General features: G+C 38.0%; 15 protein-coding genes. 5 read left to right on the forward strand and 10 right to left on the reverse strand.

Annotated elements, in window-relative coordinates; translation table 11 throughout:
- The first annotated feature begins 22 nt into the window (after nucleotides 1-22).
- Together MKY49_RS13945 and MKY49_RS13950 are read left to right on the forward strand one after the other, a co-directional pair.
- Nucleotides 23-1,051 (forward strand): polysaccharide biosynthesis protein, encoded by a 1,029-nt coding sequence (locus MKY49_RS13945; RefSeq protein WP_322605574.1) that lies wholly within the window; start codon nucleotides 23-25, stop codon nucleotides 1,049-1,051.
- Nucleotides 1,048-1,905 carry an SDR family oxidoreductase gene (locus MKY49_RS13950; RefSeq protein WP_274793577.1) on the forward strand — a complete coding sequence of 286 codons (858 nt, stop codon included), beginning with the start codon at nucleotides 1,048-1,050 and terminating at the stop codon, nucleotides 1,903-1,905. Before MKY49_RS13945 ends, MKY49_RS13950 begins: the two co-directional genes overlap by 4 nt.
- A 48-nt stretch (nucleotides 1,906-1,953) precedes the next feature.
- On the opposite strand, the gene MKY49_RS13955 is transcribed toward MKY49_RS13950, so the two are convergent.
- Genes MKY49_RS13955 through MKY49_RS13965 form a run of 3 tightly spaced genes read right to left on the reverse strand, consistent with a single transcriptional unit; the run spans nucleotide 1,954 to nucleotide 5,417 of the window.
- Entirely contained in the window at nucleotides 1,954-2,706 is a 753-nt protein-coding gene (locus tag MKY49_RS13955) for an alpha/beta fold hydrolase (protein WP_341386517.1), read from the reverse strand.
- Nucleotides 2,707-2,731: 25 nt separating this feature from the next.
- Nucleotides 2,732-3,970 carry a DNA polymerase IV gene (locus MKY49_RS13960; RefSeq protein ID WP_341386518.1) on the reverse strand — a complete coding sequence of 413 codons (1,239 nt, stop codon included), beginning with the start codon at nucleotides 3,968-3,970 and terminating at the stop codon, nucleotides 2,732-2,734.
- A 49-nt stretch (nucleotides 3,971-4,019) separates the two neighbouring features.
- The gene (locus tag MKY49_RS13965; protein ID WP_341386519.1) at nucleotides 4,020-5,417 is read right to left on the reverse strand and encodes an aminotransferase-like domain-containing protein; all 1,398 of its coding nucleotides are present in this window, start codon (nucleotides 5,415-5,417) and stop codon (nucleotides 4,020-4,022) included.
- A gap of 128 nt (nucleotides 5,418-5,545) precedes the next feature.
- Here MKY49_RS13965 and MKY49_RS13970 point away from each other — a divergent pair, with 128 nt between their 5' ends.
- Nucleotides 5,546-6,709: an aminotransferase-like domain-containing protein gene (locus MKY49_RS13970; RefSeq protein WP_274793581.1), complete on the forward strand. Its 1,164-nt coding sequence runs from the start codon at nucleotides 5,546-5,548 to the stop codon at nucleotides 6,707-6,709.
- 213 nt (nucleotides 6,710-6,922) lie between these two features.
- Here MKY49_RS13970 and MKY49_RS13975 read toward each other — a convergent pair whose 3' ends face one another.
- The 5 genes from MKY49_RS13975 to bioD all read right to left on the reverse strand — a co-directional run bounded on the left by MKY49_RS13975 (nucleotide 6,923) and on the right by bioD (nucleotide 11,053).
- The gene (locus MKY49_RS13975; protein WP_274793582.1) at nucleotides 6,923-7,045 is read right to left on the reverse strand and encodes a hypothetical protein; all 123 of its coding nucleotides are present in this window, start codon (nucleotides 7,043-7,045) and stop codon (nucleotides 6,923-6,925) included.
- Nucleotides 7,046-7,413: 368 nt separating this feature from the next.
- Nucleotides 7,414-8,409, reverse strand: a complete 996-nt coding sequence (gene bioB / locus MKY49_RS13980) for a biotin synthase BioB (protein WP_341386520.1) — start codon at nucleotides 8,407-8,409, stop codon at nucleotides 7,414-7,416.
- On the reverse strand, nucleotides 8,406-8,999 hold the full coding sequence (locus MKY49_RS13985) for a biotin transporter BioY (protein ID WP_312507462.1): 594 nt from the start codon (nucleotides 8,997-8,999) through the stop codon (nucleotides 8,406-8,408). The genes bioB and MKY49_RS13985 overlap by 4 nt, the downstream gene beginning before the upstream one ends.
- Nucleotides 8,992-10,368: an adenosylmethionine--8-amino-7-oxononanoate transaminase gene (gene bioA, locus MKY49_RS13990; protein WP_341386521.1), complete on the reverse strand. Its 1,377-nt coding sequence runs from the start codon at nucleotides 10,366-10,368 to the stop codon at nucleotides 8,992-8,994. Before bioA ends, MKY49_RS13985 begins: the two co-directional genes overlap by 8 nt.
- Nucleotides 10,349-11,053: a dethiobiotin synthase gene (bioD, locus tag MKY49_RS13995; RefSeq protein ID WP_274793586.1), complete on the reverse strand. Its 705-nt coding sequence runs from the start codon at nucleotides 11,051-11,053 to the stop codon at nucleotides 10,349-10,351. The genes bioA and bioD overlap by 20 nt, the downstream gene beginning before the upstream one ends.
- Before the next feature lie 324 nt (nucleotides 11,054-11,377).
- On the opposite strand from bioD, the gene MKY49_RS14000 reads away from it, so the two are divergent.
- Entirely contained in the window at nucleotides 11,378-11,842 is a 465-nt protein-coding gene (locus tag MKY49_RS14000) for a hypothetical protein (RefSeq protein WP_274793587.1), read from the forward strand.
- A 58-nt stretch (nucleotides 11,843-11,900) separates the two neighbouring features.
- Here MKY49_RS14000 and MKY49_RS14005 read toward each other — a convergent pair whose 3' ends face one another.
- Together MKY49_RS14005 and MKY49_RS14010 are read right to left on the reverse strand one after the other, a co-directional pair.
- Entirely contained in the window at nucleotides 11,901-12,938 is a 1,038-nt protein-coding gene (locus MKY49_RS14005; protein ID WP_341386522.1) for a beta-carotene 15,15'-monooxygenase, read from the reverse strand.
- Between the two features lie 100 nt (nucleotides 12,939-13,038).
- Complete coding sequence (locus MKY49_RS14010) at nucleotides 13,039-13,926, reverse strand: AraC family transcriptional regulator (protein ID WP_341386523.1); 888 nt, start codon at nucleotides 13,924-13,926, stop codon at nucleotides 13,039-13,041.
- Nucleotides 13,927-14,038: 112 nt separating this feature from the next.
- Here MKY49_RS14010 and MKY49_RS14015 point away from each other — a divergent pair, with 112 nt between their 5' ends.
- Nucleotides 14,039-14,965 carry an EamA family transporter gene (locus MKY49_RS14015; protein WP_312507457.1) on the forward strand — a complete coding sequence of 309 codons (927 nt, stop codon included), beginning with the start codon at nucleotides 14,039-14,041 and terminating at the stop codon, nucleotides 14,963-14,965.
- Nucleotides 14,966-14,999: the final 34 nt, after the last annotated feature.

Here is a 14,999-nt window from a genome sequence, read left to right on the forward strand (position 1 = left end):
AGGAGGTGCTACAAACCATACAATGTTTACAGATAAAATATTACTGATTACAGGAGGCACTGGTTCTTTCGGTAACGCAGTTTTAAAGCGATTTCTAAATACTGATATTAAAGAAATTCGAATTTTTTCAAGGGATGAGAAAAAACAAGACGATATGCGTATGCTCTATCAGCATTCGAAAATAAAATTTTATATTGGGGATGTCCGTGATATACAAAGTATTCACAACGCTATGTATAACGTAGACTATGTATTCCATGCCGCTGCGCTTAAGCAAGTTCCCTCCTGTGAATTTTTCCCTTTAGAAGCTGTGAAAACCAATATTTTAGGAACCGACCATGTATTAACTGCCGCCATCCAAGCAAGTGTGAAAAAAATCATTTGTCTATCAACAGATAAAGCAGCCTACCCTGTCAATGCAATGGGGATTTCCAAAGCAATGATGGAGAAGACGTTTATAGCAAAGTCTCGAATGGTTGATCCTCATCAAACGCTTATTTGTGGCACTAGATACGGCAATGTCATGGCTTCACGAGGCTCGGTGATTCCATTATTTATCGAACAAATAAAAGCAGGAAAACCTTTAACGATTACTGATCCAAATATGACACGTTTTATGATGACGCTTGAGGAGGCAGTTGAATTAGTTATCTATGCTTTCTCACATGCACAAAATGGAGATATTATGGTACAAAAATCGCCCGCTGCAACGGTCGAGCATTTGGCACAGGCTTTACTTGAAATTTTTCAGGCAAACAATACCATTCAAATTATCGGGACACGGCATGGGGAAAAAATGTATGAAGTATTATGTACAAAAGAAGAAGCTGCAAAGGCCATTGATATGGGCAAATTTTATCGCATCCCAGCGGATAATCGGGATTTAAATTATGGAAAATACCTCGAGGAGGGCTCTCCAAAAATTACTTTAACTGATGAATATAACTCTAACAATACACAACGATTAAGTGTGGCTGATATTAAAGAAAAATTATTAACATTACCTCTTATTCAAAAAGAGCTTCTCCATTGGACGGGAGGAACACCATGAAATTTTTAGTGCTCGGTGCTACCGGTATGGCTGGCCACACCATTGCTATCTATTTATGGGAACAAGGGCATGACGTAACAACATACTCTAGAACTTCTTTCCCATTCGGACACAATATAACAGGTGATGTAACCGACTCCAATTTTTTACGATCCCTGCTGCAAGACAATGATTTTGATGTCGTAATTAATTGTATAGGTGTTTTAAACAATGCTTGTGATGCAAATCCCGCGCAAAGTATTTTGCTAAATAGCTATCTACCACATGCGATTGTAGCTCTCCTAGAAAATCAACAAACAAAGCTTATTCATCTAAGCACAGACTGTGTCTTTTCAGGGCAGAATGCCCCCTATCATGAAAAAAGTATGCGAGACGGGGAGACCTTTTATGATCGCACAAAAGGGTTAGGTGAAATTGAGCGAAACAAGCATTTAACATTTCGTAATTCGATTATTGGTCCTGATTTAAAACAAAACGGCATCGGATTATTCAATTGGTTTATGCAACAAGATGGCCCTATTAATGGTTATACAGGTGCTATTTGGACTGGTGTCACAACAATTACATTAGCTAAAGCCATTGAACGTGCTACCTATGAAGAACTAACAGGGCTCTATCATCTCGTCCATACTTCGAATATATCAAAATATGAACTTCTTCAGTTATGTAACCGACACTTTTTGGATAGTAAACTGGACATTCTCCCCTATCAGCTTGTTAACGTGAATAAAACATTACTAAATACAAGGAACGACTTTTCCTTTGTTGTCCCAAGCTATGAAGAAATGATTGTTGAAATGAAGGAATGGGTGCTACAGCATAAAGATTTATATCCACACTATTTTCGTAAATAATTTCGTATAAACTCCATTATGTGGAAGGTTACTCATAATGGAGTAGTTCTATTGAATCTCGATTCCCTCAGGTAAATGACCCTTTTGAATCCAATTTTCTACAAAATGGTTGAAAAATGCAGGCTTAGCTAACGATACTCCATGACCTATGTTAGTCAATAACACACCGTTGCTATTGGGATGACTGCGAACTAGTTCTATTGCTGATTTTTTCATAATACTTTTCTCTTTGTTTCCAACTGTTATTAAAATTTTCCCTTGGGCTTTGCGAAAACCGGAGGGAATGGTAAACGACATATTTTCCTGTAAAACTCGAACTAATGTATTGACAGATATAGCTGAACTTTCACGATAATAGCGTTCAAAATAATGGTCATCGATATATAAAGATTTCGCTTGGAGTTTCGCGAATGTTTTATTTTTTATAAGCGGAAATGTCAGCCGAATGAGCGGCGGTAGCATCCATTCTAATACAGGAGAAGGAAGAACAAGCGCACTATTAATGATGGTAAAATCAATTAAACTTGGATTTATACTTAGCATTTGAATAGCTATTTGAGCTCCTAACGAGAAACCTATTACTATAATGGGCTTACCATTAGCTTTTTCTTCAATTAGCTGTAGCAGCTCTCTAGCACTTTGCTCAATGGAAAAAGAGGATTGTGACATAAGCTCTGGTACTACACAGTAATAATTGGTAAAATACTGAACTTGCTGATCCCACATCCAGCCCCCAACACCCCCACCATGAATAAACATCATGAACGGATTATTAGTATCGCCATATTCCTTGTAGTACATGTTTACTCCCGCTTTCATTCACTCTTTAATCATGGTCATCTAAAAAATCTTTACTGAAGCTTGATTGTGATTGATAAGATGACCGTTTCCCTAGATCTACTCCTCGTTTTATAATCCCCTTGCCAAAACGCCCCTCAATTTCATCGACTATTTTGAGAATAGGCTCATCTTTTACATGCTCTTGATAATTAAAAATCGATAATTGCTGGGTATAGTCCTTACGATCCACCACATTGGAAACTGTTACACCTAGTAATCTTACTGGAGATTCATCCCAATGCTTATCAAATAATGCACAAGCAATATCATAAATTTCTTCAAAACGATAAAGGACATTGGACATTGTTTTTGAACGCGTGTGATTATGCCAATCTGCATCACGTATTTGAATACTGATCGTAGAACCAGCTAAACGTTTGGCATCAAGGCGTTCTGCTACTTTTTTACATAGCCCTTCAATCGTCTTATGTAGTGTGCGAATATCTGTCACATCTTCTGGTAATGTTGTTGAATTTCCTACGCTCTTCGTATCAAAAATCGCCTCGGGATCAACTACTCTATGATCTATCCCATTGGCCCTTGCTCGAAGTCGCACACCATTCTTCCCTAAAATTTGCTTCATCTTAAACTCTTCTGCTTGAGCTAAGTCACCAATTGTAAAAATACCATGTGCATTTAATTTTTTTGCTGTACTTGCCCCAATACCATGCATATTGACAACCTCACGATTCCATAGCTGCTGTTCAATATCACGTATCCGTAAAATGGTTATACCCATCGGTTTTTTCATATCAGAAGCGGTTTTCGCTAAAAATTTATTGGGTGCAATACCGATGGAACAAGGTAAATCAAGCTCCGCTAACATACGCTCTTGTATTTCCTGGGCAATACTTAACGCATGTTTTTCCTTACTTAACTCTGTAATATCCATGTAGCCTTCATCGATTGAAACAGGCTCTACTAAAGGAGTATAGCTACGCAAAATCGTAAACATTTCTTTAGATGCTGCTCGATATTTTTGAAAATCCGGAGGCAATAACAAGAGCTCAGGACATTTACGTTTTGCTTCATGGACTGTCATTGTTGTATAAATACCGAGAGCTCTTGCTTCATAGGAACAGGTTACTAAAATGCCACGGCGCTCCTTTGGGCTACCTGCGATTGCGATAGGCTTGCCCTTTAAGCTAGGATTATGTGCCTGCTCCACTGAAGCATAGAAACTATTCATATCCACATGTAAAATTACACGTCCTTTATGAGTCATGTTAAATCACCTCTTTGTTCTCTTCGCTTTATTATACGCTTGCTATCCATTAATCAACAAATGCATAATCACCATTACTTTCGAGTATATCCTTTAAGATGATTAATGCCTGCTCCAATTGCGTTTCTGGTGCTGCAATGGCTAATCGAACTGCATTCACAGGCTTTGTATTCCCAACAGCGAAACGCTCCGCCGCATAAACTTGTACACCAGCTTTGGAGGCTAACAATTCAAATTGAACACCTGTAAATTTGTCAGGTAAGTGGAGCCATCTGAAAATACATTCGTCATCCCCTAAAATGTGATAATCTCCTAAATACTGATTAACAAGCGTATTTTGCTGCCTAGCATAGGCTCGATGTTTTTCTAAAATCGTTTGCGCCACCCCTTCATGAATCAATCTAGCAGCAAGTTCCAGCATCATAGGAGAGATGGAAATGTTGATATTATAGAGAGTTTCCATAAGTCTTTTGCGAAAAGTTGGAGGTGTCACAAGGAAAGAAAGCCGTAATCCTGGTGATAGCGTCTTTGACAGGCTAGCAATATAAATGACCTTGTCTGGAGCATAGGAAGCAATAGGGGCAAGCGCTCGTTCCTTAAGAAAGCTATAAATGGCATCCTCAATAACGATTAAATCTTTCGCTCTGGCCACTTCCGCAATCATTTTTCTCGTTTCCACGGACATCGTATGTGTCGTTGGGTTATGAAAATCAGGGATAACATAGATGCCTTTGATATGTTCATTTTTACAGGCATACAATAAACCTTCTCTTGTCATCTCGCCCTGGCATTGTTGTATGGCCACCAGTTGTATACCTAGCATATTAGCGGCTGTTTTAATGCCAGCATAGGTAATAGGATCTGTACCAATTCGGTCTCCGGGCTGAAATAGGGCGGCGAGTGTTCCCACAATGGCATTTTGTCCGCCAGCTCCGAGCAAAATAGGTTGATCGGTTTGAAAATTCACCAATTCAAAAAGCTTCATGACAGCTTCATTTTGCCAAGCATTTCCCTCTGGTCGTCCATATTGAAATAGCTTGCTAAAACTAGGTTCGTTCAACATCTTTTTCATAAATCGTGTAATATCATCATTTACAAAATTATCTGGTAACACTGAGCCCATTTCAATGATAGGCGTGGCACGATTCGTGGGGAGTAACATTTTGTTGCTAGCCGCATCCGTTGAAACAAACGTTCCACTCCCAATTGAGGCATAAATTAATCCTTTTTGTCCACAGAGCTTGAAGGCTCGTGTGATGGTGCTTAAATTGACATCTAAAAAATCAGCTAATTCACGCTGTGGAGGAAGTTTTGTCCCTGGCGCTAGCTTTCCATCCTTGATATCTTGTTCAAGTTGATGTGCGATAGCTATATATAATGGAGCCGAAATATGGCTAATATCTGGCTTCCAACTCATTGGGTATTCGTCAAATGAATTAATAGGCATTGAAGAAGCCCTTCTTTCTGTTAATTTGCATACAATAGTTTAATTGTCTTGCATACAATGATAATATTGTATGCACACGATGACAATGATATAATTTTTAAAAAATCAGAAAAAAAGGACCGATTATTATGCAATATTCAGAAAGAATCTTAAAAACCCCATCCTCATTTATTCGAAATATTTTGAAAGTAACAGATGCAGAGGATGTCATTTCCTTTGCAGGTGGGCTTCCAAACCCAATCTCTTTCCCTATTGACGCGTTAAGAGCATCAGTGGACCATGCCATTATGGAAAACGGCAGCCGTTTATTTCAATATTCATCAACACAAGGATATGCACCACTGAGAGAATACATTGCTGCGAAATATCAGCGTGTTCATGGATTAGATGTACAGGCAGATGATGTCTTTATTACTACAGGTTCACAGCAAGCACTTGAACTCATTGGTAAAGTACTCATCAATAAAGGCGATGGCATTATTATCGAAGAGCCTGGTTACTTAGGGGCGATTCAAGCCTTTACATTAAGTGAGCCAACTTTCTATGGGGTGACACTTGAAAACGATGGTCTTAACCTAGAGGAATTAGAGCGCGCCCTTCAACAGCCTAATGTAAAATTCATTTATACGGTACCAAACTTCCAAAATCCAACAGGGCTCACTTACTCAAAAGAAAAACGTGAGCAAATTTGCGAAATAGTGTCCAAATACGATGTTGCTTTAATTGAGGATGACCCATATGGAGAGTTACGATTCCAAGGCGAGCCACTTCCATATATCGGTGCTGGTAAATTAGAAAATAGTATTTTACTAGGTTCTTTCTCTAAAACGGTCACACCAGGCATGCGTCTTGGTTTTATCATCACGAAAAATAAAGAGCTTTTACAGCATATCGAAACAGCAAAGCAAGCTTCTGATCTTCATACAAATATTTTCTCTCAATATGTTATCTATGATTATTTAGCTAGTAATGATTATGCGGAACATGTAAAGAAAATAATTGCGCTGTATAAAAATCAGTCAGATGCGATGCTTGAGGCAATGCAAGAGTTTTTCCCTGCCCATGTTGAATATACACGCCCTGACGGAGGGATGTTTATTTGGGCAACAATGAAGGATGGTACACCAGCCCTTGATGTTTTCCATAAAGCAATGGAACAAAAAGTTGCCTTCGTACCTGGTGATCCATTCTACACGTCAAAAACAAACGTGAATACAATGCGTCTTAACTATACAAATGCAACACCTGAAGTGATTCGTGAAGGAATTAAACGTTTAGCAAGTATATTATAAAAAGTGAAACCGTATAAACGCTTACACAGCGCTTATACGGTTTTTTAATACGAATAATGAATGGTCATCCTAAGACCTGTAGTGTATTACTTGGATTGATGTATGTGTCGATCGGCCTTACATCTTATATCATCCCCACTTTATAGTTCCTTTTCAATTGTCGTTTATTAAAAAACAGCCCTCAAAGAAGAGAGGGCTGCATGTCTTAAAAACCTATTTTGTATATGTTAAAACTGCATTTTTCTTGAATTTTAACATCGCTTCTGTTGCCTCATTTTTACTTGCATACTCAAAAATCCGAACATCCTTTTTATCAAAAACTGTAATAACCCACATGTGAAAAGCTCCCTTCGCTTAGTTTTTATTGTAATATAACAACCACCAAAACTTGAGCTACATATCGTCAACTGTTTTATAACAATTCCTTACTTGATTCTTATTTTACGCTGTTTTTTTTGAAAAGAAAGCTTTATGTGAAGGTCTTCACAAACTGTTCAATTTCAAAACGCTTTCATTGAACAATTTGTGAAAATTGTTATTTGATAGGCATAAAACAGTAAACTCTGTTAGTTCTATCCGTCATTTTTCAATTTATATCACCAATTTGCTTCTCTCATCCGTCATTTGCCTTACTTTATCTGTCTCAAGCAAAAAACCGTACGAATGTACGGTTTTGCTGTAGTAGTAGATTTCATTTCATAAGGTTAACAAAAAACTGCTTCTTGCTTTTGTGTTAATTCAATCTCGAAGCCTAAGTCTTCCAACATACGATAATCACTATTCGCCTCTTGACCAGCTGTTGTTAAATAATCGCCTACAAAAATGCTGTTTGCTGCATAGAGGCCAAGCGGTTGAAGTGACCCTAAATTAATTTCACGACCTCCCGAAATACGGATTTCCTTTGTAGGATTGATGTAACGGAATAACGCCAAAACTTTTAAACAGTACCGGGGATTTAATTCCTTTGTTCCCTCTAACTTTGTACCATCAATGGCATTTAAAAAGTTCACTGGGATGGAATCAGCGTCCAATTGATGGAGGGCACGTGCTATATTGACTACATCCTCTTTCGTCTCCTTCATACCGATAATGGCACCAGAACAAGGTGAGAGCCCATGCTTTTTCACAATCTCCACCGTATTGACACGATCCTCATAGGTATGTGAAGTAGTAATATAAGCATGATGACGTTCGGATGTATTCAAATTATGGTTGTAGCGATCCACACCAGCTTCCTTTAATTGCTGTGCCTGTTCTTCTTTCAGCAAGCCAAGACAAGCACAAACCTTTAAACCGTATTTTTCTTTAATTTCAGCGACTGCCTCGCTCACTACATTGACATCTTTACGAGTTGGCCCTCGACCGCTTGCTACGATACAATACGTCCCAATTTTGTTGTCAAACGCTCGTTTAGCACCAGCTAGAATTTCTTCTTTTGAAATAAAAGGATATTTTTCAATAGGTGCAGTAGATTTAGACGACTGCGAGCAATAACCACAATCCTCTGGACAATAGCCGCTTTTTGCATTCATAATCATGTTTAATTTTACTTTTTTACCATAATAATGACGACGAATCACAAAAGCACCATCCATCAGCTGCAATAGCTCATCATCTTCACAATTTAAAATGGCCAGTGCCTCCTCATTGCTAATGATTTTGCCAGCAATTACTTCTTGCGCTAATTGTTTAAAATTCATATGACATTCTCCCTTTCCACTTGTGAAATTTTCACATTTCTTGCCGACTGAAATACTTTATACAATCTTTCTGCTAGTAGCCCTGATGTAATAGCTAAGCAAAAGTCAGCCACAATGCTGCTTAGAAAACCAATAGCGAAAACGTGTGACCAACTTGACTTCATGTCTAACCAGAAATTCAAAGCCACATATAAATAAGGAACGGCTACAGCATAAATAAGGATAAGCCCCATAATCGTTGCCCCAATGAAATGCTTTTTTGTTGGTGTCTTTATTCTTTCCATAATGAACCCAATGCAATAGGCAGCAAGGGCAAAGCCAATCAGATAACCGAATGTAGGCTGCAAAACATACATAATACCTCCACCCTGTGTAAATACTGGTAATCCCACTAACCCTACTCCAATATAAATAAGTTGACTATAAAGGGCATTGCGACTACCTAATAAGCACCCAGCTAAAAACACAAAAACAATTTGCAATGTGAATGGTACGACAGGTAATGGGATTTTAATAAAAGCCCCGATTGCCGTAAGAGCAGCAAACATAGCAATCATGACAAGTGCTAATGTATGGTGACGTTTACTCAACTGTAACCCTCCTGTCTTGGAAAAATTGTTCAATCGTTTCTTTTGTTGTTTCGATCATGAAGATCATTTCTTCATCAGAAATAATATACGGTGGCATAAAATACAGCACATTGCCAAGAGGTCTTATGAGTAGACCATGTGCTAAAGCACGTTGGTAAATTTGATAACCAATTCTTTCTTCACTAGGGAATGGTTCCTTTGTCTTTTGATTGGCAACAAGTTCAATAGCCCCCACTAAACCAACTTGTCTGTATTCTCCTACATAAGGTGCCTCATGAAATGCAGCCGTTGCTAACTCTCGCATACGCTCACCTTTCTGTTGAATCATTGCAATCACTTGCTCCTCTTCAAACATCGTTAACACTTCAAGTGCAACTCGGCAGGCCAATGTATTGCCCGAATAACTATGAGAATGTAAAAATGCCTTCATTGTTCCATAATCGTCATAAAAAGCTTGATAAATTTGGTCCGTCGTTAAGACAGCAGATAATGGTAAATAACCGCCTGTAAGCCCCTTTGATAAACACATAAAATCAGGTGAAATCCCCGCTTGTTCACAAGCGAACAATGTACCTGTGCGGCCAAAGCCAACAGCAATTTCATCTGCTATTAAGTGCACATCATACTGAGAGCACAGTGCTCGTAAGCGTTGCAAATAGATGGGTGGATACATTTTCATACCTGCTGCCGCTTGTATAAGCGGTTCTATAATAACAGCCGTAATTTCTTCATGATGTTCTTTGAGCTGATCTTCTATAAAGCGACTACATGGCGCATTACAACTTGCTGGCTCTTTGTGAAATGGACAACGATAGCAGTCTGGCCCTTTGGCACGAACAGTATCTAATAAAAGAGGCTTGTACACTTCATTGTAAAGCTCTACTCCTCCTACAGATAAAGCCCCAATCGTTTCTCCATGATAAGCATCCGTCAAAGCGAGAAAGCGCTTTTTCTTTGTTTTACCTGTCTGCATATGGTATTGAAAGCTCATTTTCAAGGCCACCTCTATGGCAGAAGAGCCATTATCCGCAAAAAATACTTTATGTAAGCCTTCTGGTGCTAAAGCTGATAATTTCTCGGCTACTTTTATTGCAGGCTCATGGGTAAAATTAGCAAAGATCGTATGCTCTAATGTAAATGCTTGCTCACTTAAAGCCCGGCTAATACGTGGATTAGCATGCCCAAATAAATTGACCCACCAAGAGGATACGGCATCTAAATAACGTCGGTCGTGCTCGTCATATAACCATACTCCTTGTCCTTTTTTTATAACAATGGGTGGAAACGCCTCATAATCCTTCATTTGCGAGCATGGATGCCAAATATGCTTTACATCTCTTTTCTGTAAGTCAGTTAATGCTTGATTCATATGCAAAAAGCCTTTCAAACAAAGTTGTGTGTGTTATGGAATACTCCATTAGCTGTGACATATTATTTAGCTTCGGGATAATTGCATAAGGTATAGGGTGGTATTGTAAAATCGTTTGTATATTGTCCTGTTCCATTTTGCTACCTGTGTCCCCATTAAAAACAATACCTGCCACATTGATTTGACGAGAATGTAATGCCTCCATCGTTAGCAATGTGTGATTAATCGTCCCAAGAGATGTCCTTGTAACTAGCACTACTGGCAGCTTGCTCCTAACAATCACATCCAGTAATGTCGGACCATTAGGAGCAGTGAGCGGCACAAAAAGTCCACCAGCCCCCTCGCATATCACGACATCATAGGATTCTTGTAATCCTTGAAGGTGCTGAAATAATTCGTCTACATGAATTTGCTGTCCCTCCAGCTGTGCAGCAAAATGTGGTGAAGCGGCTTCTCTAAAAGAATAACTATTGATGTGCCCTTGCTTAAGCTTCTGTAAGGAATATGCTTCATACATGGCTGTATCATGATAATAGCCATGCCCATTGTCATTTACCTCCCCTGTCTGAACAGGCTTATATGGGGTAACGTTTAACCCCTTTCTTTGTAAATGACACATTAACATGGTGGTGACAATGGTTTTTCCTACATCCGTATCTGTTCCTACAACCCAAAAATGTTGCATTGTTAACTTCCCCCCTTTTTAAGTTAACCAACTTCATTATTTAAGTTAACATAAATATTTTTGTTTTGTAAATGCTATTTCTCTATTTTTCTGAATTTACTATTTTCCTTAATAAAATCAGTAAATTCCGTCCTAAATGAAGAAAAAACACTAGACCCCCTCCTTCTAGAGAAAGAATCTAGCGTTTACTGTCATACCCAATAAAACAATTTCATACTTTGGAAAAGTTCAAGAACCCAGGAATTATTAACCTTTTGATTATTAGGATGTTTTTAAAGGATTTTAATCATTACTCGTAGTATTAAACTACATGGGGGTGGTTGTATGTTTGGCATTTTTAAAGAACCAGAGAAGATTATCGATACATATGAACAAGTACATGTTATTTTGAAATCCTTACTCACCTATGAATTAAAAGAGTTACCGCATCGTTATGAATTTTGGTACCGTGTGGCGATTCGTCAGGAGGAGTTGCGTACATTACAGGCAGAGCATCGAGCTAAAATATCCATGTCGTCTGCAGTTGGACGCTTTCATCAAGTGCAATATGAGGTTATGACGCAAAAGCTAGCAAAGCTTGAACGTGTTGCAGATATTTATAAACTATTTTGTATTGAAGATGAACGAGAAGCTTTAAATCATCGACTATACTTTCATCAAAATAATATTGCTATTCTATACGACCATATTCAGCATAAAGAGCTTTATACGTATTGTGATGCGGCTCAGCAGCAATTTTGGGAAGCAGTCCGCGATGATATTCTTCATGCGATTGCCCATCTTGATTAAATAAAAAGGCCAGCGTTTTGATTAACCTATTCAAAACGCTGGCTATTGAATTGTTACGCTAGAAGTGTTTGGACATTCCTTTTTCTAGCATTTGTCTAAATTCCTGTACTTGATCTGCTTTAATCGCTACTTGGTTATAGTGTTTTTTTATTCCTAACATAAATGTCACTTCTACCGGTTCTTTCATTTTTAAAATAAATTGTGGATAGGCTTCTCCAAAATCACGGGCAATAAAATCTATCGTATCCTTTGATAATTTTCCTTCTAGTTGCCCTTTGTCTTCAACCATTTCTGCAATATGAGCAAAGCGGACTTCTGTTCGTTTCATTAAACCAAGAGATAAATATAAAGTATCCTCAGTGACGTATACGGGGTTTAAACGAATGGCCTGCATATCCGCTATAAAAAAAATAACTGAATACAAATTAAAAATAAGCAGTACAATCGAAAGGATCATGGATTTTTCATGTAGCCACCAGTGAATACCAATTGTCTCGATGGCAATACCATGAATAATCATAAGCTGAAAAGCAATATAGCTTGACTGTTTATGCAAAGTTAAGCCTTGAGGTTCTTTCCTTCTCCAGCTTGCAAAACTATAATAAAGCACTAGTAAATCTGCACAAATCATTTGAATAACCGGATGCTTTGGTGCATGCTTTTCTAAGGCCTTTGAAAATGAAAAGAGATCAGGTAAGGAACTTTCACGAACATCCTTTAAAATAGATGGCAAGTATCGTACAAGGGTTGCTACAAGGACAATTTCCAATAGAATAACCGTTCCTTCGACCGCAAAACCAGCCCACGTTACGGCCACAAATGGCTGAAGATGCTCCATGGGAATGATAAAGCGTGCGGCAATACAGCCAAAAGCGGCCAATAATATAGCCTGCTTTAAGGAGAATTTCCCTTTATAAAGCATATATAACACAGGCATGACCACAACAAAGTCAAACAATGAACCCATCACTACACCGTTCGTTTTGAGGGGTAAAATGGACGAACCTAATCCACTATGATAGAGCATAAAATTGCTAGCTAGCACTAATAGTAACAAGGCTAGCCATATATTTTGCTTTCTTTTTAAAACGATCATTTTCCTTAAGCCCCCTTTCTACTGTTAATTAAACTTTATTTCAATTGGTTAATCTTGTATATATTTTAAGTAAAAAAGTTTATCGTCTTTCCATTTTAGTTCAATTATTTTTCACACTTAGAAACTTTCTGCGATAAACATGTGGCGAGTAGCCTGTATATTGTTTAAATTTCTCAATATAGTAACTGACTGTACTAAATCCAGTATTAATCGCAACGGCAGTAACGGATTGCTCATCATTCTGTAATAGCTCTATGCTTTTGCGAAGTCTGTATTGTAATAAATAGCTAAATGGTGTCATCCCCACTATTTTTTTAAAGAAGCGGCTACATTCGGCACGACTTAAGTAAACATGACTAGCTAAATCTTCTAATGCTATTTTCTCGTGATAATGTGCGTGAATAAAATCCAGCATAGCTTTTGCTCGTTCATGCTGTACGATAATACTAGAATCCACGATTTCTTTTGTTAGCATGGATTGTGTTAGCATCGATTCCCAAATGAAGAGGAGTTCTCTCCATATCTTAAACTCAAAGAATGCTGCCTGCTCTCGCATCATATCCGCTATATCCCCTACTTTTTCTGATAACTCCCCGGTTAACTTAACATATGGCAATCGATTAGTCGTTATATAGGGCTGCACATATTTAGAGTGAAAGATGCTGCCTTCATGTCCCCCCATCAACTTTGCATCCACATTTACACAATAAATCAAAGCTTGCTCAATTTGATATGGTTTGGCTTCATGTAATCCCGATACATTGATAAAAAGTCCCTCCCCCTCCTCCAATATAAATACATCTGTTCCTACTCGATATTGGACACGTCCACTTTTTATATAAACAAATTGAATTTCTTTATGCCAATGAAGTGGTAGGAAATCCATGCTTCCTAATCGCATGACCGTTTCATATAAGGCAACTGGAAATTCCTTTGTGCCATGTAATGTTAGTTCTTGTAAATCCTTCGAAATGTTTAAGTGTGGCAACAATTTTCACATCCCTCAATATATTGATATTTTCACAGTATTAAACCGCTATTTTTTCATATTTAATTCCATTATAATCACTTTATCATGATAGTTTAGGAGATGTTAGGATATGGGTCAAACCATCAAGAAAAATCGTACATATGGTTTATTACTTGTCATTCTAGGAGCAAGTTTTTGGGGAATTGGAGGAACCGTAGCGCAGAGACTGTTTCAACAGGACAATATAGAGGTAGGCTGGCTTGTTTCTAGTCGGTTGCTTTTGGCTGGAATACTACTACTTGCTGTTTATAAAATTACCCATCGTCATGCCTCCATATTTGTTGTGTGGCGGACAAAGCAAAATGCATATAGACAAATTTTATTTAGTTTACTTGGGATGCTTGCTGTCCAGTATACCTATATGATGTCCATCGCTATTGGTAATTCAGCAGTGGCAACATTACTACAATATTTAGCACCTCTGTTTATCATGGCTTATTACTTTTTAACGAAGCAAAGTCCATTAACAAAACAAGATGGCGTTGCAGTCACACTCACTCTTGTGGGAACATTTTTGCTCTTAACAAACGGTTCCTTGTCGACTTTATCAGTTCCATTTCTAGCTGTGTTGTGGGGTGTATTATCAGGACTTTCAGTTGCATTTTACACGCTATATGCCGTGCCGCTTCTGCAACAGTTTCACTCTTTATTAGTTGTTGGCTGGTCTATGATCATAGGTGGTTTAGTAATGAGTTTTTTCCATCATCCTTGGGCTATTGATATGTCAACTTGGACCTTTTCTACCGTTATTTATTTCCTTTTTATTATTGTGTTTGGCACGATGCTTGCGTTTTGGTTTTATATTGCTAGTTTGCAGTATTTATCGCCAAAAGAATCTAGCTTACTAGGAAGCCTAGAACCATTAACTGCTGTCGTCACGAGTGTATGGTGGCTAAAAATTTCATTTGGAGGCTATCAGTTTTTGGGGACATTATTAATTCTCTTGATGATTTTATACCTCACAGTTTTTCAAAAGAAACAGCCCGAAACATCTTAAAATCAGATAATTCAAAATAGTAATAGTTAATACT

The organism is Lysinibacillus sp. FSL M8-0134 (genome assembly GCF_038069745.1).
Classification (GTDB): domain Bacteria; phylum Bacillota; class Bacilli; order Bacillales_A; family Planococcaceae; genus Lysinibacillus; species Lysinibacillus irui.

Bases quoted from the DNA above. Each gene is read 5' to 3' on its own strand.
- MKY49_RS13945 (WP_322605574.1), top strand. From the start codon at position 23: ATGTTTACAGATAAAATATTACTGATTACAGGAGGCACTGGTTCTTTC.
- MKY49_RS14015 (WP_312507457.1), top strand. From the start codon at position 14,039: ATGGGTCAAACCATCAAGAAAAATCGTACATATGGTTTATTACTTGTC.
- MKY49_RS13955 (WP_341386517.1), bottom strand. From the start codon at position 2,706: ATGTACTACAAGGAATATGGCGATACTAATAATCCGTTCATGATGTTT.
- MKY49_RS13965 (WP_341386519.1), bottom strand. From the start codon at position 5,417: ATGCCTATTAATTCATTTGACGAATACCCAATGAGTTGGAAGCCAGAT.
- MKY49_RS14000 (WP_274793587.1), top strand. From the start codon at position 11,378: ATGTTTGGCATTTTTAAAGAACCAGAGAAGATTATCGATACATATGAA.
- MKY49_RS13975 (WP_274793582.1), bottom strand. From the start codon at position 7,045: ATGTGGGTTATTACAGTTTTTGATAAAAAGGATGTTCGGATTTTTGAG.
- bioB (WP_341386520.1), bottom strand. From the start codon at position 8,409: ATGAATTTTAAACAATTAGCGCAAGAAGTAATTGCTGGCAAAATCATT.
- bioA (WP_341386521.1), bottom strand. From the start codon at position 10,368: ATGAATCAAGCATTAACTGACTTACAGAAAAGAGATGTAAAGCATATT.
- bioD (WP_274793586.1), bottom strand. From the start codon at position 11,053: ATGCAACATTTTTGGGTTGTAGGAACAGATACGGATGTAGGAAAAACC.
- MKY49_RS13960 (WP_341386518.1), bottom strand. From the start codon at position 3,970: ATGACTCATAAAGGACGTGTAATTTTACATGTGGATATGAATAGTTTC.
- MKY49_RS13950 (WP_274793577.1), top strand. From the start codon at position 1,048: ATGAAATTTTTAGTGCTCGGTGCTACCGGTATGGCTGGCCACACCATT.
- MKY49_RS13970 (WP_274793581.1), top strand. From the start codon at position 5,546: ATGCAATATTCAGAAAGAATCTTAAAAACCCCATCCTCATTTATTCGA.
- MKY49_RS14005 (WP_341386522.1), bottom strand. From the start codon at position 12,938: ATGATCGTTTTAAAAAGAAAGCAAAATATATGGCTAGCCTTGTTACTA.